Source organism: Arthrobacter sp. S41, assembly GCF_004320535.1.
Lineage (GTDB): Bacteria > Actinomycetota > Actinomycetes > Actinomycetales > Micrococcaceae > Glutamicibacter.
This window is the reverse complement of sequence record NZ_SIHY01000003.1, coordinates 276,076-296,968: the sequence shown is the minus strand read 5'-3', so window position 1 is coordinate 296,968 and position 20,893 is coordinate 276,076. Positions and strand designations below refer to the sequence as shown.

16 protein-coding genes and 1 pseudogene are annotated in these 20,893 nt (G+C 53.5%); 10 read left to right on the top strand and 7 right to left on the bottom strand.

All coding sequences use genetic code 11. The annotated features are described in order from the left end of the window. Nucleotides 1-16: 16 nt before the first annotated feature. Together EYR88_RS15360 and EYR88_RS15355 are read right to left on the bottom strand one after the other, a co-directional pair. The gene (locus tag EYR88_RS15360) at nucleotides 17-1,330 is read right to left on the bottom strand and encodes an ABC transporter substrate-binding protein (RefSeq protein WP_131090633.1); all 1,314 of its coding nucleotides are present in this window, start codon (nucleotides 1,328-1,330) and stop codon (nucleotides 17-19) included. After that, nucleotides 1,330-4,569, bottom strand: coding sequence for a hypothetical protein (locus EYR88_RS15355; RefSeq protein WP_131090632.1), 3,240 nt, complete (start codon nucleotides 4,567-4,569; stop codon nucleotides 1,330-1,332). Before EYR88_RS15355 ends, EYR88_RS15360 begins: the two co-directional genes overlap by 1 nt. A 375-nt stretch (nucleotides 4,570-4,944) precedes the next feature. On the opposite strand from EYR88_RS15355, the gene EYR88_RS15350 reads away from it, so the two are divergent. The 6 genes from EYR88_RS15350 (at nucleotide 4,945) to EYR88_RS15325 (ending at nucleotide 12,838) form a co-directional block, all read left to right on the top strand. Further along, nucleotides 4,945-5,226, top strand: a complete 282-nt coding sequence (locus EYR88_RS15350; RefSeq protein WP_131090631.1) for a pyrophosphorylase — start codon at nucleotides 4,945-4,947, stop codon at nucleotides 5,224-5,226. A 121-nt stretch (nucleotides 5,227-5,347) separates the two neighbouring features. After that, on the top strand, nucleotides 5,348-11,101 hold the full coding sequence (locus EYR88_RS15345) for a DUF6531 domain-containing protein (RefSeq protein WP_131090630.1): 5,754 nt from the start codon (nucleotides 5,348-5,350) through the stop codon (nucleotides 11,099-11,101). 20 nt (nucleotides 11,102-11,121) lie between these two features. Further along, nucleotides 11,122-11,568, top strand: coding sequence for a hypothetical protein (locus tag EYR88_RS15340; protein ID WP_131090629.1), 447 nt, complete (start codon nucleotides 11,122-11,124; stop codon nucleotides 11,566-11,568). 124 nt (nucleotides 11,569-11,692) lie between these two features. Beyond that, entirely contained in the window at nucleotides 11,693-11,950 is a 258-nt protein-coding gene (locus EYR88_RS15335) for a hypothetical protein (RefSeq protein WP_131090628.1), read from the top strand. A gap of 295 nt (nucleotides 11,951-12,245) precedes the next feature. Next, nucleotides 12,246-12,542: a hypothetical protein gene (locus EYR88_RS15330; RefSeq protein ID WP_131090627.1), complete on the top strand. Its 297-nt coding sequence runs from the start codon at nucleotides 12,246-12,248 to the stop codon at nucleotides 12,540-12,542. Next, on the top strand, nucleotides 12,539-12,838 hold the full coding sequence (locus EYR88_RS15325; protein WP_131090626.1) for a hypothetical protein: 300 nt from the start codon (nucleotides 12,539-12,541) through the stop codon (nucleotides 12,836-12,838). The genes EYR88_RS15330 and EYR88_RS15325 overlap by 4 nt, the downstream gene beginning before the upstream one ends. Nucleotides 12,839-12,854: 16 nt before the next feature. Here the strand turns inward: EYR88_RS15325 and EYR88_RS15320 are convergent. Together EYR88_RS15320 and EYR88_RS15315 are read right to left on the bottom strand one after the other, a co-directional pair. Then, nucleotides 12,855-13,625, bottom strand: a pseudogene (locus EYR88_RS15320) (ISL3 family transposase); the annotation flags it as partial. A 6-nt stretch (nucleotides 13,626-13,631) separates the two neighbouring features. Further along, nucleotides 13,632-14,939, bottom strand: coding sequence for an ISL3 family transposase (locus EYR88_RS15315; RefSeq protein WP_131090625.1), 1,308 nt, complete (start codon nucleotides 14,937-14,939; stop codon nucleotides 13,632-13,634). Nucleotides 14,940-15,187: 248 nt separating this feature from the next. On the opposite strand from EYR88_RS15315, the gene EYR88_RS15310 reads away from it, so the two are divergent. The 4 genes from EYR88_RS15310 to EYR88_RS15300 all read left to right on the top strand — a co-directional run bounded on the left by EYR88_RS15310 (nucleotide 15,188) and on the right by EYR88_RS15300 (nucleotide 18,263). Next, the gene (locus EYR88_RS15310) at nucleotides 15,188-15,601 is read left to right on the top strand and encodes a hypothetical protein (RefSeq protein WP_131090624.1); all 414 of its coding nucleotides are present in this window, start codon (nucleotides 15,188-15,190) and stop codon (nucleotides 15,599-15,601) included. Nucleotides 15,602-15,782: 181 nt separating this feature from the next. Then, entirely contained in the window at nucleotides 15,783-15,932 is a 150-nt protein-coding gene (locus EYR88_RS16105; RefSeq protein ID WP_165477399.1) for a hypothetical protein, read from the top strand. 832 nt (nucleotides 15,933-16,764) lie between these two features. Continuing rightward, complete coding sequence (locus tag EYR88_RS15305; RefSeq protein ID WP_131090623.1) at nucleotides 16,765-17,445, top strand: DUF4956 domain-containing protein; 681 nt, start codon at nucleotides 16,765-16,767, stop codon at nucleotides 17,443-17,445. Next, nucleotides 17,445-18,263: a polyphosphate polymerase domain-containing protein gene (locus EYR88_RS15300; protein WP_131090622.1), complete on the top strand. Its 819-nt coding sequence runs from the start codon at nucleotides 17,445-17,447 to the stop codon at nucleotides 18,261-18,263. Before EYR88_RS15305 ends, EYR88_RS15300 begins: the two co-directional genes overlap by 1 nt. Nucleotides 18,264-18,278: 15 nt before the next feature. Here EYR88_RS15300 and EYR88_RS15295 read toward each other — a convergent pair whose 3' ends face one another. The 3 genes from EYR88_RS15295 to EYR88_RS16100 are packed head-to-tail and all read right to left on the bottom strand — an operon-like array spanning nucleotide 18,279 to nucleotide 20,837. Continuing rightward, nucleotides 18,279-18,947, bottom strand: coding sequence for a response regulator transcription factor (locus EYR88_RS15295; protein ID WP_131090621.1), 669 nt, complete (start codon nucleotides 18,945-18,947; stop codon nucleotides 18,279-18,281). Then, nucleotides 18,944-20,392, bottom strand: a complete 1,449-nt coding sequence (locus EYR88_RS15290; RefSeq protein WP_242632614.1) for a HAMP domain-containing sensor histidine kinase — start codon at nucleotides 20,390-20,392, stop codon at nucleotides 18,944-18,946. Before EYR88_RS15290 ends, EYR88_RS15295 begins: the two co-directional genes overlap by 4 nt. After that, complete coding sequence (locus tag EYR88_RS16100; protein ID WP_165477398.1) at nucleotides 20,385-20,837, bottom strand: hypothetical protein; 453 nt, start codon at nucleotides 20,835-20,837, stop codon at nucleotides 20,385-20,387. The genes EYR88_RS15290 and EYR88_RS16100 overlap by 8 nt, the downstream gene beginning before the upstream one ends. Nucleotides 20,838-20,893 lie beyond the last annotated feature (56 nt).

The following is a 20,893-nucleotide window of genomic DNA, read 5'->3' as shown; positions in this document are numbered from 1 at the left end:
TGAACGAACGGGAATCCTACTGCGGCGCGGTGACAGCGAACCACTGGTTGGCGGATCCGTCCTTGGTGTTCATAGAGCGCAAACCTAAGTCTTGGTTGGTTAGGCGTAGCTCTTTTGTCTGGCCTGCGAAAGCTTCTTCCGAGTCGAATTTCAAGGCATCCTGAGTCAGCCCGTCGTCGACTCCAAGTGAAAGTCCGTGCAGGTTTTTGGCGACCTTTTGCGGTTGTGTGTTTCGAGCGTCATCAATGGCCCGGACCATCGCGACTACTGCATCATGAGCTCGTGAATCAGCTAGCGGTGCAACTTCACCGAAGGGGCGGTCAGCGGCCAAACTCAAAGTATCTTCGTCGGTAGCCATCTGCTGCACCACTGTTAGATAGCTGTTCATCGCCTGGCCCGACGCTCCTTTACTCAACGCAGCGTCGTCAAAGCTTTGGCTTCCTGCACTGGCAAGTTCGTTGGACAAGCTGGCGTTTTCAGCAATCATTGTCTTGGCAAAGACAGGGCTAGTTGCTTGCGGAGTTAACGCAATAGGCAAGCCGATTTTTGCTTTCTGCAGCTGGGCGACTAACTGAGCTTGGCGCTGTGCAGTGCCACTAACAACTACCGCATCAATGGGGAATTCACGGTCAGTTGAAGCCAGAGACTGGATCGACTTGGCCACGGTACTTAGATCTTCGGAGGCACCAACTTCACGCACGGCTCCAGCGGTCAGACCCTCTAACGGTTCTCCACCAGCATTGAGCAGAATTGGATTAGTTGCTGGCTGAACAATCTTGTTCAGTGTGGAAGCTACATCCTTATTACTTGCGCCAGTGCGGTACATGTCTGAGTACTGAGCTAGCGGACCGTTGTAATAAGGGAGAATAACTGGAAGTCCAGATTTTTGGGCTTCGTCTAGTGCTCCGGAAACGTGGTCGCCTGACGAAGCAATTACGATACCTGAGACATTTGATTTTTTCAGGTCTTCTACCGCGGCTCGTGCTCCGTCCACGGTGCCACGGTCATCGCGAGTTTCAACTGCGATATTGGTTCCACCCAGTTCAAAACGCTTCGCCGCTACCAGTGCACCGTTGGCTGCATCTTTCCATTCAGAGCCTTCGGCATCACCATAGGTGACGACAATTCCGATGGTCGAATCTTTCGGAACTCTTGATGCCTCTAACGCCATCGTGACAGGCGCGTCCGCGATCGGTTCCTTCTTCTGCGCTGGACGGAAAAGTGCACTACCGGCAACAACCAGGCCGATGACAACGAGGAATGCCGCAACAAGGATGATTTTAGTCTTGGGCGACTTTTGAGCGTTGGACTTCTTGTTCTCTTCTTCCATTAGGAATTACCTTCCAAGCGGAACGAGTACAGGGTATTGCTTTGGGCTCCCTGCGGAACTTCAATGCCAAATGCGGGCAGTTCGCTGCTGGCTTGCATTGAAGCTTTCACCTGAGCTTGGCGATGCAGGATTGAGGAAACATCCTCTTCTCGCAGGTTCGCATATTCCTCAGCAGTCTTGCTTGCCAATGCGAGCTGATAGTCAGCAGTTTCAGACAATGCAGCGCTGGTGCTCAATGAACCCAGCAGACCAGAGCCATTCACCTTGCGGTTACCCAGATCCAGGATCACCTTATTCAAGGAAGCAGTGAGCATTGCCTTGGCACCATTCATGTCCCTGGCTGACTGCCCGGACGACTGGGCAATTGCTTCTAGTGCCCCAGCGGTTTGGTCATCCATGCCGCGGCCTAAGGCGTCTGCTTGCTTCTGCAGATCTGCATGCTGCTGCTCAAGGTTTTTCTTTGCGTCATTTTCAACATTGTTAGATGTCGCCAAGAGTCCTGCGACAGAGTGGTCAAAGGCATTGATGACCTCTTCGCGGCTCAGGTTTCCCTGATTAGAAACGACGCGCACTTGATCATTGATGAGTTGGGATGCACTCTTCGAAGAATCAACTGCAGCTTGGGAGAAGGCATCACGGATCTGCGACTCGAGAGCTTTCTGTTGTAGCTCTAGCTGCGACAGGCTGTCTCCAAGATTGGCATTCGTTTCCAGCGTTTTTGCGAACTCCTCATCCAAGTCAGCCAGTGCATTTTTGGCAGAAGATGAATCTGAGTCATCCTGCTTAGTTAACGCATCAAGCTGTCCGCTGAGCTGTTCAAGTTGCTTGGAAAGATCCTTGAGTTCTTCTCCGGCACCATCATTCTTCTTTGAGGTATCGGAGGCATCCAAAACGACAGCCCAGTCCTCAGCCTGATCGCTGAGCTGAACATCCATGGGTGCGTTTAAGTCCTCATCCTGATCGTCTTCAGGAATCTGTCCGACTGGTGGCTGTTCATCGTCCGGTGTCCCCGATGGAGTGGGTTCATCTTCTGGAATGTTTGCGGTTGGAAGGGCTGAGTCAGAAGGCTCCGGCGATTCAAAAGGCTTCGGGGGATTCGGTTCATCTTCGGGGATGTTTGCCGTTGGGAGGGCGGATTCCGAGGCCTCTGGCGACTGTGAAGGCTTTGACCTCACAAAGGCCGCAGGCTCAGCAATGTCGATCTTCTTTTCAGAAGGTGTTGCCGATGCTGAAGGGCTGGAGCTTGAGCTAGGCGCCGGGCTCTCGGATGGAGTCTTGCTTGGTTTCGCCTTATCGCTTGGAGCAGGGCTTTCCGAAGGAGTTGGGCTTTCGCTGTCCAACGGAACCTGTGTCGGGGTCAAAGGCGTGGGGTCTACGTCTTCTGAAGGGGTAGGTTCTTCGGAGTGCTCAGGCACCTGCGACTCAGAAGGACTTGCGGTAGCGCTCGGAATGACTGGTAGATCATCCAAGCAGTCGGCATTGTCCGTGAGGTGATCGAGAAGTTTCTTTGCCTCTTCTGGAGAGATCCCGTGTTCTTCGTCGGACTGCTCCACCAATGAACAGATCTCGTCAATCAGTTCCTGGTTCTGTCCTTGCATGGAGGAGGTTTTTTTAGCTTCGCCGATACGTTCAATGTTCTTCTCAGCAAGCGCGTGCAGCGAATCTAGGGAGGCGGTCATCTGTGAAAGCTGTTCCCGCGAAGTGTCGACTGACTCTTTCAACTTTTCGAGATCTTCAGCTTTGATATTTCCACCGGCCTGCCCGTGCAAGCTGTCGAGGTCCTTCTGAGATTCCTCTAGAGACTTAACCAAGTCCTTATGAAGGCTCATGGTGTTGCCGATAAGTTCGGGCTGTAGATCAGCAATCAGTTTTTCCCCGTTGACAACCAAGCCAATTAGTTCTTCGGTAATCTTCATCGAAGATTCGCGGAACGCGCAGGTCATCGATGGGTCATCGCAGTTCTCCGCCGTTGGTTCAGCTGGGCCAATGGAGTCCGCCAAAGCCTGCGATAGGGAATCACGGCAGCCAGAGGTCGCCTTTGCGTATCCGTTGAGCTGAGAAGAGATTTGGCTCAAGCTGGAGTAGGCACTGTAGTTTCGGCCATTGCTTTGTACATTGGCACCGCAGCTGTCACCTTCCAACTGGGCGGAAGCTGGCGCTGCTGAGGTGTCGCCCAACATGGAGTCCATGGCGGAAACAACTTCCGAGAGTTGCTCGTTCGTTTCCTTGCTGGTTGTCTCAGTATTGGCGGCGAGGTCAACGCTAAGCTGCTCGACCTGCTTGTGAACACCCTCCATGGTCTTTGTCAGTGATTCACTGTTAGTTTTTAGGCTCTCCGCTGCGTCAACGCCGAGAGTGCCTGAAGTGGTATCTAGATTTTCTCGGACGTCGGTCATGGTCTTGCCTGCCCGTGCCAACACATCGTTGACGGACATAACGACGTCAATGGTGCGCTTCTGCATTTCAAGTTCGTCTGAACTGTTGCTCTGTGCGCCAGCGGTCAGAACACCAGCCGAGGATGGATCAGTATTCAGGCCTGGTTGAACTGCGATATCAAAACTTGGCACGTCAAAGTTTTCAACGTCGGCTGAAAGGCGCAAGCTCGTCTGAGCTGGCGATACCGGGGGAGCCAAGAGAGTTGCCCATTGAACTACGGTAGTGGCGGACGGGCCACTTCCATCTTTGCTGGCTGAAGACTCATCACCCGTTGACGTGGAGATGATTCCGTTTGTTCCTGATTTGCCGTTGCTATCGGAGGGGTTCAACTGATCAACGCGAACTCCAGGGAGCTCTGCGGAAGCCATCACCGTTAACGGGGCACCAACCAGCGCTGGATCGGTTTTTGACTGGCCGGCTACGTCATAGGAAACGTCTTGGGACTTAACAGTAAGGTTCTGAACGTTCAACCCAATTTCAACTTTGCCCGTATAACCTGCAAGGTCTTCGAGATTTGTACCCGTGGATCCGTCTTCTGCGCGGTAGGTCGTGCTGACGCGGATAGGTAGATCATCAACGAGATCAGAGCCCATCACTTTGTGGTCGCTAGACATCTGCCCGTCTTGGCCTACAGAGACAGAGTCGCTCACGATCTGAGTAATTGACGCGTCGGGTGCTAGGGATACCTGCACACCTTGGGAAATGTTCACAGGGTCTTTGACCTTTGGAGGCGCTTGAGTGCACCCCGCGACGAGCCCAATAGCTGCAAGGGTTGCCGAACCAAGTAATAGCTGACGCTTCATTCTTCTCCCGATAGATAAACCAGAGTCAGTCTAATTGAACCAACGCTGTCGACCGAATTTCGCTTTGTTCATCCACAGGAAAGAGTTAACTTGTAGCTTCAAGTAAGTCGCACGTCGACAAAAGATTACCCGTAAGTTACGTGCGCGAAATCCCCTGTATCGCACGTAAACACTAGAGGGTGTCACTTGTGAGGCGAAAAAGCGACGCAACTCAAGGTGTTGGATGAATTGCGTGACTAGTTATGCTGCGCTAGATTGTAATCAGTCGACCAGTTGGTTGAATAAACACGGATTGCCACGCCTAGATGAACACAGTGTTAACTAGGCATGACCTTCCGAAACCTAGTTATTGAAACTTGTTAGGAGCTGAATTTCATGTCCCGCGTTCTATCAACCGAACAGGCCAAAACTGCCATCACGGCGTTGCAGAACATCATCACCGGTGGTTTTACCGATCAGATCGATGCTTTGGACTCACAGGGCCGTATCCTCTCTGATCCCAACGTCTGGGATGGCAATCTCGCTTCCCAGTTCCGTGCCGACACTTGGCCAGAAACCAAGGTCGCCTTGGACAAGGCTCGTGCTGAGCTTGAAGAGCTGAACCTGCAGCTTGGCAAGATCTCGGACGATATCTTCTCCGCTGGTGGAAACCAGTAATTTCTTTCGTCGGCATCGAAGCCACCGGCTGGTAACTAAGGCCGCCGGTGGCTTCGTTACGCTTAGCCACCTCATCTTGTGACGCGATAGTTCGCAGCAGCTGATTTCAAGGAGTACTACGATGCACGCAGCTGAAAATCTCACCTTTAATTTCGGTACTGCTGAAACAGTTGCGGGTAAATTCCGTTCAGCGGCACAAAGTGTGAGGGATCAGCAGTCCGGTAGGCAGTCCTTCGTCTCCACGGGTAGCCAGGATTTCAAAGGCGGCTTCGCCGATGGCTTCACCTTTAATGCGGAAACGGCATCAGCTGACGGTACTGAGCTTGCTACGCAACTTGATCAGGTGGCCGAAGCGGCCGAACATCTGGCGAGCCAAGCGAAGGAAGAAAACGAGCGACGACAAGTCGCTCGTGAATACTACGAACACAAAGATTCGTGGCAAGGCAAAGTTGAAGAGTTCTTCCACCTCGAGGGGCCCGCCCCGACAGGGCCTGAATCAAGCCCGGTGACGCCACCGAAACCCATCGAATCAAAGGGCATGGCACGTCAGAGTCCGCTGGAACTTGCCACCGCCTCCAATGGTGTTTCCTCCGGCAACCCAGAAAACCTTCGTTCCTACGCTAATGGTTCGGCAGGCCTCAACGAAGAGTTGTCCGGCCTTCCTGGAACACTGAGCTCACAGCTTTCCAACTTCGCCAGCCAATGCCAGTTCGGCTCCCTGAATGCCGACGGAGTCATCACCGCCTTCAATGACTGGATGACTGCAAATAAGAACGACGTTACCTGGGCACGTACCGTGGCCGATGCTTTCGAGGCAGCTGGCGGCGAAGGTAGCGTTGCCACCGTTTCTAACGCTTCGCTCTTCGCCGCGTTGAAGAACGCCGGGGTTAATGCCAGCCGCACTGACCTTAAAATTCCAGCCGCCCAAGTTAAGGGTGGCGAGACCACAACGGGTTATGCTTCAGACCCAATCAATACCGCCAACGGTAACTTCATCGAGCCAGAGCTCGATTTAGCTTTTGTTGGGGCTGCCCAGGCGCTGCGTATTGAACGCATGTACAACAGCATCTCGGAAACCAATGGTTCGTTTGGGCCAGGTTGGGACAGCGTCCTGGACGTCCGGCTGGTACTGAACTCCGAGGGTGCTACCTGTGTCATGTCTGACGGGCGCGAATTGTTCTTCCCTCGCCAAGGTGAAGGCTGGGGCCGCGCCAACGCTGCCAGCTACTGGCTAGCCAAGCACACCATCAACGGCGCGGAACGTCTTATTGTTTCCACCAATGAGGCAGCACAGTGGGCATTCAACACCGCTGGACTTTGGCTATATAGCACCCAGGGTGAAGGTACTCGTATCGACGTGGAACGCGATGAGAACGCTCGCGTATCCCGTCTTGTTCATGAATTTGGTCGCTGGATCAGCATCGAGCGCGTAGCGTCCAAGGATCCGCAGGCGCCCGAGCAACGTGTTGCCAGAGTGGTGTCCAGTGACGGACGCACCTCTTCCTATGAATACAACACCTCCGGCCAGCTCACCGCTGTGACCGCTACCGGTGCTGGTACTCGGCGCTATGAGTGGAATACTGCTGGCCTAATTTACAAGGTCATTGATGCCCATGGCGTTGTTGAAGCAGAGAACACCTATGACGAGAAAAACCGTGTCACCACTCAGGTCTCTGAGTTTGGTCGCACCACACGTTTCGTGTACCTCCCGGGGCTGGTCACTAGCGTCTCTGACGTGGACGGTTCACGTTCGAACACCTATGTTTCAGATCAGCAAGGCCGATTGATCAGCATTACCGATGGCAATGATCAAGAGCAACGCATGGCATATGACCATCACGGCAACTTGCTCAATTCTATTGAGCGTGACGGTGGCGTGACCCGTCATCTGTACGATGACCGTGGACGCCGAATCCGCACCAAAACTCGTGAGGGTGCAGAACTAACCTACGGTTACGATGACTTTGACCGTATTACCGCTGTGGTGGCTGGCAATGGGGGCACCACTGCGTTTGAATACGATGATCAGAACTTTGAATCTGATGCTGAAAGTGGTTCTGCTTTCGGGCCGACTCGTAACCCGTCGGTCATCGTTGATCCCATGGGCGGACGCTCCCAGATGACCTGGGACCACGGTAAGCTCACCCGAGTTGTTGACCCAACAGGTGTTATCGTCACTTTGGGTTATGACGAGTTTGGGGACCTGGCCACGGTTACCAACGCGTACGGCAACACTGCCACCTTTGAACGTGATGGCGCGGGACGACTCATTCGTGCCATCAGCCCGTCAGGGGCCGTGACCTCGTTTGATTACAACGCTGTGGGCAACCTGATTCGCCTCACCGATGCAGAAGGTGGAACCTGGCACTACGAATACGGCACCAATGCCCGGATCAGTGCCAGCATTGATCCGACCGGTGGCCGAACAGCCTACGAATACGATCCTGTCCATGGCCATTTGGTGTCCACGATTGATCCACTGGGCCGTGCCACCAAGCAGTCCTACGATGATCTCGGACATGTAGAAGCGATTACTCTCGCCAACGGCGCACAGTGGTCTTTCGAACATGACCTACTCTCACAGTTAACTTCAGTCACTGATCCGCTCGGTGGATTGTGGCGTAACGAGTACGGCGTGAATGGGGATTTGACGGCCACCGTAGATCCGACCGGTGTGCGGGAATCAGCCTCCAATGATCAGAAGTCTAAGACGCTGACTGTTTCGGATGCGTTCAGCAAAGAAACCATCAAATTTGACGAGTACGGACGTCCCGTCAAGTCCGTTGCTAGCGATGGTTCAGCAGAAGTTATGGTCTATGACCTAGCTGGCCGTGTTGTTGAATTCTTGGACGGTGAAGGACACCTGACCAAGTTCACTTATGACCTAGCTGGCCGCATGATTGAAGAGACCTCTCCGAGTGGTGCAGTGTCCCGGTATGAGCATGATGCTGCCGGACGTCCAAGCCTCATGACTGATCCTTCCGGGGCTCAAGTCCGTTTGGAGTACAACGAGAATTCTCTAGTCATCGCCCGTCACTTCAGTAGTGAAGATCCGCAAGCTGTAGATGGTTGGCTGAGCGAACGCACCCATTACGACAGGCTAGGCCGCGTGATTGCTCAGGGTGCTGCGCGCTTCCAGTACGACGCTTGCGGTCGTATCACCGCGTTGCAAGATCCGCTGCACGGTACACGACGTTTCCAATATGATGCTGCCGGTCAGCTCACGGCCGTCGCTAATGGTGTTGGTGGAGTCACGCAGTACGAGTATGACGTGACGGGTAACTTGGTGAAAACCATTGACCCTCTGGGTAACATAGCCACGCGAGAATACGATGCTGCAGGACGCCTGGTCGCGCAGGTTGATCCGCTAGGACGCAAAACCTCTGCCGGTTATGATGCTGCTGGTCGTTTGATCTGGCAGCGCACCGGTGATGAAACTGGTGTTGAGCAAGAGCTGCGCTGGACGTACGACAACGCAGGCAACCTGAAAACAGTAGGCACCCCAACTCGTGTTTTGGCTGAGTACGCGCGTGATGCTTCCCGCCGTTGCGTCACCATCACTGATCACACCAAAGACGAAAAGCTCCCTGTTGAGCATGTGTTGCGTTATGACGGTGTAGGGAATCTTCTCTCACATACCCGTGACGGTCAGGGCCCATCGTGGGTTTATGACAATGAGGGTCGGATCGTTTCGGTCACTGACCCGACCGGCATGAGTATCTCGTATGGTCATGACATTGTTGGTCGCGTGACGTTGGTGGAACATCCGGTCTTCGGTCAGATTGTTTACACCTATAACCACGAGGGGGAGCTGACTTCAGCTACTGCACAACCGAAGGATGCTTCGCATCCCTCGGTGACTCAGTCGTGGGAGTACGCCTACGGTGCTATTAGCCGCCATGAGGTCTCTGGCGATGGCCAGGATCCACTAGTCACCAATATTTCTCGTGATGATTTGGGACGTATCGCTGGTGTTCAAAGTTCTGATGGCGTCGAGGCGCGCTACGCCTTTGATGGGGCGCATCAGCTGGTTGGTGCGTATTCGTTGTCGGGTTCCGAGGGGGTGCAGTTTTCAGAGGAAGCCGTTGTAGTCACGGATTCTGTGGCCGGCGGGCCTGGAACTTTGGTGAGTTCTGAGTGGGTGTATGACACTGCCGGACGATTGATCCGTGAGACTGACGGCGGTACCACTACTGAGTATGTTTATGATGCTGCAAGCCAGTTACTCTCACGGACCACAACCAGTGCTGACGGATCTGAAGAAACTGCCGTCTACGTTTACGACGGCTTGGGCCGTCGCATCAGCGAACGTTCTGACTCGATGGAACGCGTCTTTGAGTGGGCTGAAACAGGTCGACTAGCAAACATCACCACGACAGCTTTGAATCCTGCGACGGGTGCACGTACAGGAGAGACCACAAAGCAGGAGTTGTGGGTTGATGCGCTGGGTGACCTCGCCCAAATTGATGGTACTGATTTGTGGTGGGACACCACTACAGCGACCCCTCAGCTTCTTGCGGTGGGTCAGTCGTCGGTGACTCACGCTCCGGCAGGTAACACGATTGTTGACGGACAGATATCTGTTTCTGGCTGGCGCAGTGAACACCCTTCACACCCTGCAACTCCGTGGTCGCAGCAAACCGTACCCGGCCGTGCGACAGTATCCGGAGCCGGAATGGGCACTGGTTTCGCTGGTATTCCTGGGTTGCCGGAGCATGTTCAGCTCACGGGTAATGGGCAGGTGAATGTTCAGGGTCTGGACTGGCTTGGTGCTCGTTTGTATGACCCGTCGACTCGTGGGTTCTTGAGTACTGATCCGTTGGAGCCGACGACTGGGGCTGGTTGGGCTTCGAATCCTTATTCTTATGCGGGTAATGATCCGGTACATCAGATTGACCCGCTGGGTTTGTCACCGGTGAGCGCTGACGGGCTCAAGTCGTATAACGAAGGCAAGCAGAGTCAGAACATCTGGAACCAGGTGAAATCCGGTGCGGCTTCTGTGGGCAACGCGATCAGCGACAGCTTCTTGGGGGATGCCTGGCGTGGAACCGGTAACTTGATCAAGAAGCATCCCTACATCGCTGGAACAGCTATGGTAGTTGCTGGTGCGGCCCTCATGTTCACCGGTTTTGGCGGACCAGCCGGTGTAGTGCTAATTGGTGCTGCTTCAGGCGCACTTACTTCAGGAGGAGCATCGCTTATTTCTCAACAGGCCACGACCGGAAAAATTGACGGTAACAAAGTCTGGGCAGACGCGGGGATTGGAGCTGCAGGCGGTGCCATCGCCGGTGGACTTGCCGGAGGATTGGTTAAGGGAGCCAAAGCGTCAGTTAGTGCGGTGGGGAATGGGTCAACACGGATAGTGGATAAAGTTGGCCAGAGGTTGTTGAGCAGTGGCACGTCACGTTCTGCGCTTTCTGCCGGTGGGGGTGGTGCGACAAGCAATGTCTTGAGCACACTTTCTGACGGCGAAAAACACAGTTGGGGGGATTACGTTGCCTCTGCGGGACTCGGCTTCGGGTTCGGGGCCGGGGGATCAGTTGGAATTGGTAAATTCTCTTCGGCTATGGGCAACTCTGTTACCCGTCGTATTAATAGCTTGAAACCGGTTGTTCGAATGCCAACTCATCGAGCTGATCAGTTGTTGCCAGGGGGGCGGGTCCCACTAACGCGGAGCAATACCCATAGGGCAGACGAGCTGAGGTTTAATTGGGGCGGATTTGCCACGGAACAACTATTTGATCGCTTCACTTCCTCGGGCGTAGCGGTTCTCAACACTAGAATGAGTGGAGAAGATTCCGCCACTGGCGCCATGAACTCAGCACTGCAGGGCTTCGCTAATGGCTCCGCCGGAGCCGTAATTGGTCGCCACTAACAAATGAAGAGACTGAACCAATGCCGTCTAACTATTCACGAGCTTTAAAATTGTTTGCGTCCGCCGGCACGCGATTGCGCACCTTTTGGGCGGCAAAAGGCTGGGTTGTAGCGTTGATCGTGTTACCGTTCTTGGCGCTTTGGGTCGGTTTGATCATTATGGGTCCTTGGCTCAACACGGTAGATCGCCAGGAATGGAAGTGCGAGGTGGTTTCTGCCGAACCTAAAGTTGGTGGCGCAGGCCTGCGCGGGGGAGCTTTGAACGCTTCTGTGGAGGTTCAAACTAAGAACTGCGGAGAGATCATTCTTGAAGGTAGGGCCGTCGATTTTGATAACAAGGAAACTGTGGCTGCTTCCTTAGAGCCTGGTAGTGAGTGGATCTTTGAAATTGGATGGTTTGCCAGAAACTATTCGATGAAAATTGAGAGGGTTTCGCCAAGCACGCAGTATTATCACCGTGCTGGCTGATTAGGGCTGGTCACGGTGGCCTGTATGTTCGAAGTGCTGTTTTCCAGTGAGGCGTTAGCCGTAGCCGTAACCTATGAGTGAACGGAGATTGCGGATGCGATCACTGGCCTCGAAGGTCTCGCGAATGGCTGCTTCGTTCTATTCCTGGTGGGTTGGCGTGTGGCAAGCAAAAGGTGTCACCATCTCCTTTACCCTTTTTGCATTGATGGCGCTTTCTGGTGGCATGTCCGTTGCCAGCCAAGAGCTCACCACTGGTTCAGTTGACTTGAAGACGGCAGCAAAGGGCGCTCTTGTCGGTGCCCTCTCTGGTGGGCTGGGGTGCCGGCTCCGGGGCTTTCATTGCAACAAAAACGGCTGGAAAGACATTGAACCTAGGCGCTAGGGCGACTATCGGTGCCGGCAGTGGCGCCGCTGAAGGTGCAACATCTAGCACTGTGGAACAACTGGTTAAGAATGATGGCGACTTTAGTCTGAGTGAACTGGGCGGCACAACCCTTGCTGGTGCGCTGCCAGGTGGTATGACAGCGTATAAACCTAAATGATTAGGTAAAGACGTGACTAGAAATTTCACGGGCAAGCTATACCGATCGGGATACACGAAACAGGGCGAGACCCTGTTCCGAGCAGGAGACTCCAAAGGGTTTAGATACGGCGGGTACTGGTCCCATGACCGCCCGGTGGACGAGCTGACGATACGTCATAGCAAAGCAGTTCCGTATCATTGGCCGGGTGACAACGGAGAGCCACTGCCCCGTAATACTCTAGATATTGGTCTCGAAGGTCGCTGGGAGGCGGGAGCCGCAAAATATACCGGCTTGGTGGCGCCACAGAAGGATGCGAAGACAGGTGAACTATTTGAAGGCGGCGGTGGACAAGTACACATCCCTAGACTTTATGGACACCCTGAACGAAAAGAATGGCGCATCAATCAGAAAAAATTAGTCGAAATTAGCGAACCTTGGAACTTGGAATGAACTTAGATAAAAAGTCACATGAAGCCTTCGAGGTGGTTATTGGTGTATTACTTGAGATCAATAAACCCGAGTGGTCGAGATCTTTGAAAGCATTAAAAAAGGGGATAGAAGGTACATCTGATTCTCTTGAGGTTCTGCGCCTAAAGAAGCAGGTGGGCGGACTTGTTCGCGCAGGATGGGGAGGTGTCGACGATATGTCCATTCCATACGACGAGGACAAGGATCAAGCTTTCTTCGCGTCAATTATAATTTTGAGAAAATTTGCTCGAACTAATTTAATGGCTCTTAAAAGTTAAGCGTGGCGCAGGATGCTCAGCACGGCCGTAGCCCCGCCCTATACAAGAGTATCCGCACCCGGTAATGATCATGATTCCGGTACCCTCGACCAATACGTTTCAGGTTCTTCGCCGTCAGATTCGCCGCCTCACTCCTAGCGTTGGTCAACCTCGTACGCACGAACACCAACAGTTCCCTTCGCCAAGCCGTGAGCGTGCGGAATAAGGACTTCGCTTCCACCATTTTCGTGGCCTTCACGGATTTCTCCACCACCGCCCACCGGGCCTGGAACTCATGGACATCCGTGGCATTCAACAACTGCCTGACGTGTTCTTTAATCCCGTAAATCACACCCAGTTCAGGATCGGATTCCAGGATCAACTTCAACCGTTCCACTTGCTTGATGGATAGGTTCTCCAGGTTGCAGGTCAATAATTTCCGATACTTATACGCCGGATCAGACACCCGGCCGCGACGGTCAAAGACTTCGTGGGACCTGCGTCGGCGCACCTGAGTAATCATCAGATTCGCACGCTGGATCACATGGAAATGATCCACGCTGATCTTCGCCCTCGGCAGATTCTCTCGCACCGCTTTACGAAACTCTGATGACATGTCGATAGCAACGTATTGGACGCGTTGACGCCAATACCTTGGCCTGGATTTCAACCACTTCTTCACTGCTGCGCCGCGGCGTCCGTCCACGATGTCCAGGATCTTGCCGGTATCCAGGTCCGTAAACACAATCGACCATGGCTCAATGCGAACGACTTTTCCCCTCCGACCTCGGGCGTAGCGGACTTTGCGGGCTCTTCACAAATGAGGGTGTAAAACCTTCCTAAATCCACCGGTCTCCAACAATGACCGTGCGACATAGTGCGTCAAATTTCGGAACCCCAAAGCGATACCCCGCAAATGCTCCAACCGCCCATTCAACGCCTCAGTAGGACCGTTCGAACAGCCAACATGGTCAAAATACGCCAGAATATCGCTCTTCCTACGCCGCAGAGTTCCACCGACCTTCTTCAACTCCGGCAAACCCTTGGGCACCTTCGTTCCTATCTCCTCAATCAACTGCCCCATAGCCCACCGACCGACTTCTGGTTTCGATTGCCGGTACGCATCAACCATCTTCTGATAAACACTCCACACCAGTTCAACCGGCTCATACTCAGGTTTCTTGAACAACGCTTCAACCTTGGCTTTCTGCTTCTCCGTAGCCAATGACAGCCCGGTAGTCAGGGTCCGCCGGCACTGATACAGCGGATCATCTTTGCGCCCTCGATGACCGTGCTGCACCCGTTGAACCCGCTGCCTTGTCTGGTCCAACGCGTCAGATCCGAGCTTGACCACATGAAAAGGATCCAAAACTTCCACGGCTTGAGGTAGCACTTCAGCGGCAGCGGTTTTGAAGCCTGTGAAACCATCCATCGCGACCACTTCAATACCGTTTTTCCATGCTTCATCGCGTTCAGCAAGCCAGGTCTTAAACACGGCCTTGGAACGGCCGGGAATCATGTCTAATAAACGGGATGCTCCGGTGTCTTCCATGACGGGCGTGAGGTCCACGATGACCGTTACGTATTTATCCCCGTCGCGGGTATGACGCCACACGTGTTCGTCAACGCCAAGGACTTTGACCCCGTCAAAGCGGGTGGAATCATTGATCAGTAACCGTTCACCCTCGGCCAACACCGCGTCATTGGCCGTATTCCACGAAACGCCTAATCCTTCAGCAATCCGTGAGATTGAAAGGTGTTGGTTGACCAGGCCATAGAGCGCCCAACGCAAACCAGTTTTACTGATTTTCTGTCGTGGTGATACAGCTTGGGTGAGGTCTTCACGCCAGACATGGTGGCATTGCGTGCACCGGTACCTGCGGTGACGGATAGCTAGGGCGGTGGGCCGCCAGCTGAACGGTGCGTGCGCGATACGTCTGATGACGGTATCGCGTGGTATTCCTTGGGCTCCGCAGGATTGGCACCATGGGTTTGGGGTGGTGACTTCGCAGAGAATCTCAGCCCTGGCTGAGGTTATGTGTTGAGCGATAGCCGTTAGTCCTAGACTGTCGAGGCCGGTGAAAGTCGTCAGATCCGCTGGGGAATAGATAGAATGGTGCACAGTCGAGGTCTTTCAAGAATCGTTAGTGTGGTAACTTCCATTCTCGTGAAGGCCTCGACTTTTTATTGATTTATGACATGCCTGTGAGCTGTGGTGTTGGGTTTAGGTATCTACACTCTGAATTCGGAAGAGCCTCTTTCGTTGATCGAATATGGGGGAGCTATGGCTTCGACACAAAAATGGTTAGCGTCAATATCGACGGTGCTAGGTTCGTAATTGAACAAACGATAGAGCAGGATGACTGAGCAATGAACGACGAGGATGCGCCAACGACGAAGAAGAAGCTCCAGTTAAATGGACCTGAATCTGAGAGAAACGGAATCCTTGTATCCAGAATCATGCTGGCATCCGCGATTATATCTTCAATTATTGGTGTCGCAGGAATGATACTTATTCCGTTTGACACTGTGCTCGAAAATGTAGGTCGACAAGGCGCTAACATCGGCCCATATGCATTTATCTTATTACCGATTGGTGCATTTATGATCTATAAACAGTTAAGAAAAGGGGTTATAGAGAACAGAGCGAAAAATGACGATGCGAAGACTTCGATCGCAATGCTGAACACGGGAACAGTGTTTGCTTGCTTGTTCGCTTCGCCATTCGTTCTAGGTCAACTTGCTTTCTTGCATGGCTTTGCAGTTGTTGCGGGTCTTTGGTGATTCGTTTTTGCGAACCAAAAGTCACAAATTGAATCTCGTCTGATTTTGCCGGGAACGAATTCGACGTGGACCTGGAGAGCTGTCAATCATACAGGGCGATATACCTGATAATTATCTGAGTAATATGCTCGTGCTTCCACCTTTGAATCGTCTCAGGTTTGTGCCATTTTCTTTTCAAAGAATGGGTAGCAAGCCCACACAGTACACCTCTGAAGTTGAGATCCGCGCAGTGGCCAACGCCTTGGAATGCTTTGACCGGTATAAGTCCGTCTACGCAACCTACGCAGACATGGCACTAAAGCTGAACGTCGGCAAAGAAACCTTGTGGTGATGCGTCATTCCAATGCACTTTGCTAGACCAGCCATTTTCTGTTTGGCGGGTGGGACCGTTCAGCATTGGCCGCGACTGGGTATGTGCACCTCGTAGATACCAAGCTGAAGAGGGGCAGAATCAGGGGCTCTAATCCACTGGACGGAAAGTATTCAGAGTTGCCGAGCGGCCAAATTTCATTGAAGCATTCCTCGAGTACCAATCGGCTCCAAAGATCCATTCGCTGCCAGGGTCAAAGGACGCAGCGAGCTCTTCAGGCGTGGCAAAGCGTTGGGGCAGTCGCTCGATTAGGACCCTGCCACAGTTGGTGGTGTGCACGATAACGTAGTGGTCACTGCTGTATCGGGAAGTTCTGTGGGTACGGTCATCCGAGGCTGGCGAGGCGTACTCGACTTTGCACCTAATATCTTGACGGTCCAAATTATTGAGAAAAAGATTCCCTACTAGATCACCCATGACGAGTATCAAGCACACAACACCAAGGCATGCGCCAACTACCTTAATCCCATGGCCTTTTGCTTCCCAGAATTTGGTCCACCACTTGTGCAGCGATCTGAGCATTTCTAGGACTTTTGTCTTCATGCTTTGCGTTGGCCACCAAATCAATTTTGAGATTGCTACTGCCAGTAAGCCTATCGGTTGGTTTCCATATCATCTGTTGAAAGCCATCAAGGGCCAGTCTGGCTCGACAGACAGTCAACCGAAACATCAGGTCAAGTCTCATTCAGAAATATGAGGGCATTCTCATCCAGTTCTACTTTTGTCTTCATTCTGTTCACCTACAGTTCACCTAGAAGAGATCATCGCCTCACGCTTTTTGAAAGGGATAAGAATGTTGTCTTTCTGGACAGGACTAGCTTCAAACGTCATTGGTATTACCGTGCTGGTGTACTTCGTATACTTCCGCCGCCACTTCCGCCGAGACCTTGTTCTTGCGTACATCGCGTTGAGCATGGGCATCTTTGCGGTCACCTTGCTACTTTCAGGCAGCGGGGCAGGCATGGGACTAGGCCTAGGCCTCTTCGGCATCCTTTCAATCATTCGCCTGCGGTCTGACACCCTGACCCAGGAAGAAGTTGCTTACTACTTCATTTCGCTGGCTATCGGTTTGGTCAACGGACTACACCCAGACCCAGCCTGGCTTGCTCCGTCTGCCACCGCGGCTCTTGTACTGGTGATGTTTGTAGCTGATCACCCGAGCTTTGCCCCGCGCACCGAACGCCAAACCGTCACCTTAGAAAAGGCCTACCCGAAAAAGGCCGAACTACAGGCGGCGCTTGAGCAGCTATTAGATGCCAAGGTTTTGCGCACCGTAGTTATTGAGCTGGATATGGTTCGAGATCTGACCATCGTTGACGTCCGGTTCCGTACTAACGCTGGCGCCTCAGCGAAGACGGCGGACCATCCTGGAAATGCAGAGTCCTTCCCCGGAACTTACGAACTGGCCAAGGGGCAGACGCCGTCCTCGGCTTCCTCCGTACAGAACGGAGCCAAGCAGGAGACGTGGTCCTAATGACTGTGCTTGATAGTCGCAGCCACACAGCAAGGGCAACAACGGCCCGTGCTGCACTGGAAGAAGCCGTTGCCTACCGAGAACCAATCAGCTTGGACGAAGTGGTGTCCGAGGCTGCTTTGCAGACCCGTGTTGATAAGAAATTTCTGCTCACCCCTGAGCAGTTCACCGCTTTGTCAGAGCATCTAGGTGAGAAGTTCAAGATCATGCAGATTGATGGTTTGCGTACCTTCCGGTACGAATCCGTGTACTTCGATACCGAGGACTTTGACCAGTATCGGGCTCACCGCCAAGGGCGGCGCAGGCGTTATAAGGTTCGTTCGCGAACCTACGCTGACACCGGACTGTCGATGTTTGAGATCAAGACCAAGGGCTTGCGCGGGGCAACGGTGAAACATCGGATCCAGCAGGATCTGGATCAGGCCGGAGCGCTGACCGAAGATAACCTGCAGTTCCTGGAATTCGTGCTGGAGAGCGAATACGGTCAGCAAGTCCCTGAACTGCAACCGGTGCTGGACAGTTCTTATACCCGGGCGACCTTCGTGAACCCGGTGGATTCTGAACGCCTGACCTGCGATGTCGAATTGGAATACGCCAATTCGGGTAGGAAGATCAACGGACCGGATTTGATCGTGGTTGAGACCAAATCTGCTGATGGACGTGGGGCTTCTGACCGTGCGCTTGCAGGGTTGGGCATTAGAGAAGTATCCATGTCCAAATACTGCATCGGCGTGGCTCTACTGAATCCGCATCTTCCGGCCAACCGGTGGAGCAGATTATTGCAGCAGAACTTTGTCCCGGACCCGACCCTTCGCTAGGCCGCGCACCGCGAGCTATTTTGAGGTGGCTAGCCGGTAGCCAAAACCTCGCACGGTTTCAAAGCGTGTTGAGCCGAGCTTATTGCGAAGGTACCGCACATATACATCAACCACGTTGGAACCGGGATCAAAATCGTAGCCCCAGACTCGGGAGAGCAGCTGCTCACGGCTGAGCACCTGACCAGGGTTGCGTAAAAAGGCCTCGGCCAGAGCAAATTCGCGAGCAGAAAGATCCACTTCCGTTGAGTTCACGGTGACCCGTCGGCGCAGCAGATCCATGTGCAGATTTTCATGGCTCAGTGAAGAGACTTCAGGAGCATTGTCTTCGGTCCGCAAGCGTAAGCGGACCCGGGCTAATAGCTCATCAAAGTGGAACGGCTTGGCCATATAGTCATCGGCACCATTTTGCAGTCCGGCTACGGTATCTTCGACACTTCCGCGCGCGGTCAGGATGATTACCGGGGTAGAGATCTGCGCTGCGCGCAGTCGTCGTAGGACCGAGAAGCCATCTTCATCTGGTAGGCCTAAATCCAAGATGATCAACTCGTGCTCACCATCGAGCGCTTGAGTGAATCCCTCGTGCCCGGTCTCAGCGATGGAAGAGGTCAGCCCAGCAGCCCGTAGTCCCTTGGCCACAAAAGAACTGATGCGCGGTTCATCTTCAACGATCAATATTTGGCTCATGATTCCTTATTTCCAGTCGACAGCGGCAGATCAATGTAGAACGTGGAACCCTTGTTTGGCTCCGAACTTACCCAGACTCGTCCACCGTGAGTTTCGGCGATGGCTTGCACAATATTTAGCCCCAAACCGGATCCGGAAGAGCGGGCAGAATTCTGTCCACGTCCGAAGCGTTCAAAGATTCGTTCCAGATCATCGGGGTGAATGCCAAGGCCAGCATCGGAGACCCACCAACGCAAGGTAGTTTCACCCTGCCCGTTGCGCAGGATCTCGTTGCCTAACGCAATACGGCTATCGTCCTTGGAGAATTTCACTGCGTTAGCGCATAACTGCAGCATGGCCTGGGTCAGGCGTATCGGGTCCAGCCTGACCGTGGCCTCGGTGCGGTAGTCGATACGCCACTGGCGTTGGCCCAACCCACGAGCCTTATCCAGAATGTCATCAAGAAGCTTGCCCACCTGGACCGGCTCAATCTGCAGGAAGTCCGTACGGTTGGATTTGGCCAAGGTCACCAGATCATTGATCAGCAACGACATTCGGCCCAGCTCATCCATGGCAATATCGCGGCTCTGTTTTACATCCTGTGGGTCCGCAGGATCCATGAGCTCTAGATGTCCATTGATGATGGTCACCGGGGTGCGAAGCTCATGTCCCACATCGTCCAGTAGCTGGCGTTGGGCTTTGAGCGCACCTTCAAGACGGTCAAGCATTTCATTAACGGTGACGGTCAAGTCCGCAAATTCGTCATTGCCGGAGACCTCAATGCGCTGGGAAACATCGGTTTCGGAGATCTGCTGAGCGGTTGTTTGCAATCTTCGAATCGGCTCCAGCATCCGGCCCACAAGCAACCAAGCGGCTAAAGCAGCAACAAGTATGACCGAAGCACCCACGGCACTGTAGATCATGAAATTCCGGTCATTGGCAATGGCTTCGGCCGAGTAGTCGTAGGCCAAAACAAAAGAACCGTATTCGTGGTCCGCCGGCAAGCTGACCGGAACAACAACCGCACGATAGGTGGCGATATCCGTTTTTACCGTACCCAGCCGGATGTGGTTGCTTTCTTGTACCTGGAAGGCCCATTCCAGGAATTCGGGGTCATCTTCCAACCGGGTGCCCACGATATCCGGTGCCGTCCAGCGAACCTCTTTACCAACGAGGGAGACCATTCCCTGTTTAGGCGAGGGCAGGGTGCGCTGCATGGCGATATAGAGCAGGTCTTCGGCGTGCTCAAAACGTTTCATGGTTCGCGGGTCCACGCCGGTTTCGGTCAGGACACCGAATTCTTTGACTGACCGGGAGAGTGATTCATCCAGACGTTCATTAAGTTCGTGGCGTTGCACGGCGAAGCTCGCCGCTCCGGCGGCCACAAGCGCCAAGCCGACCAAGAGCAACATGCCGGTGAGCACACGAGCGCGAATGGACCATCGGCGTTCGGGCGCTTTAGTCATCGTCATCTACGTCGTCGGCCTCATCGTCATCATCATCAGACTCGTAATCGTCATCATCGTCGTCGTCATCGTAGTTTTGGTTGCCTGATGGAGGCAAAGGTGTGACGGTTTTTTTAGGCGGAGCGGGAGTCACAGGTTTTGGTTTGGGCTTTGGCGTCGCGGTGGGCTTGGGCGAAGGTTTCTTGGTAGAGCTACTTGGCTTGGGGGTAGGGCTAGGCGTTGGTGTTGGTTTGGCCGTTTTGGACTCTGCTGGAGTGGATGAGGGGGTTGGTTCTCGGGGTGCATCGGTGGTGGGGGACGGCGAATCTTCCTTGAAGATAAACCCTTCGCCTAGATCCTGATCGGAGGGGCCACCTAGTGCACGGCTGATTCCAAATGCTCCTAGACAGATGAGCGCTACAACAGCGATTGAAGCCACGACGCGGCGCAATGTTTCCTTTCCCATGCCACTCATTGTTCCGGACGCAAATGAGATCTAGATGAGAGATGCCACGCGACGAC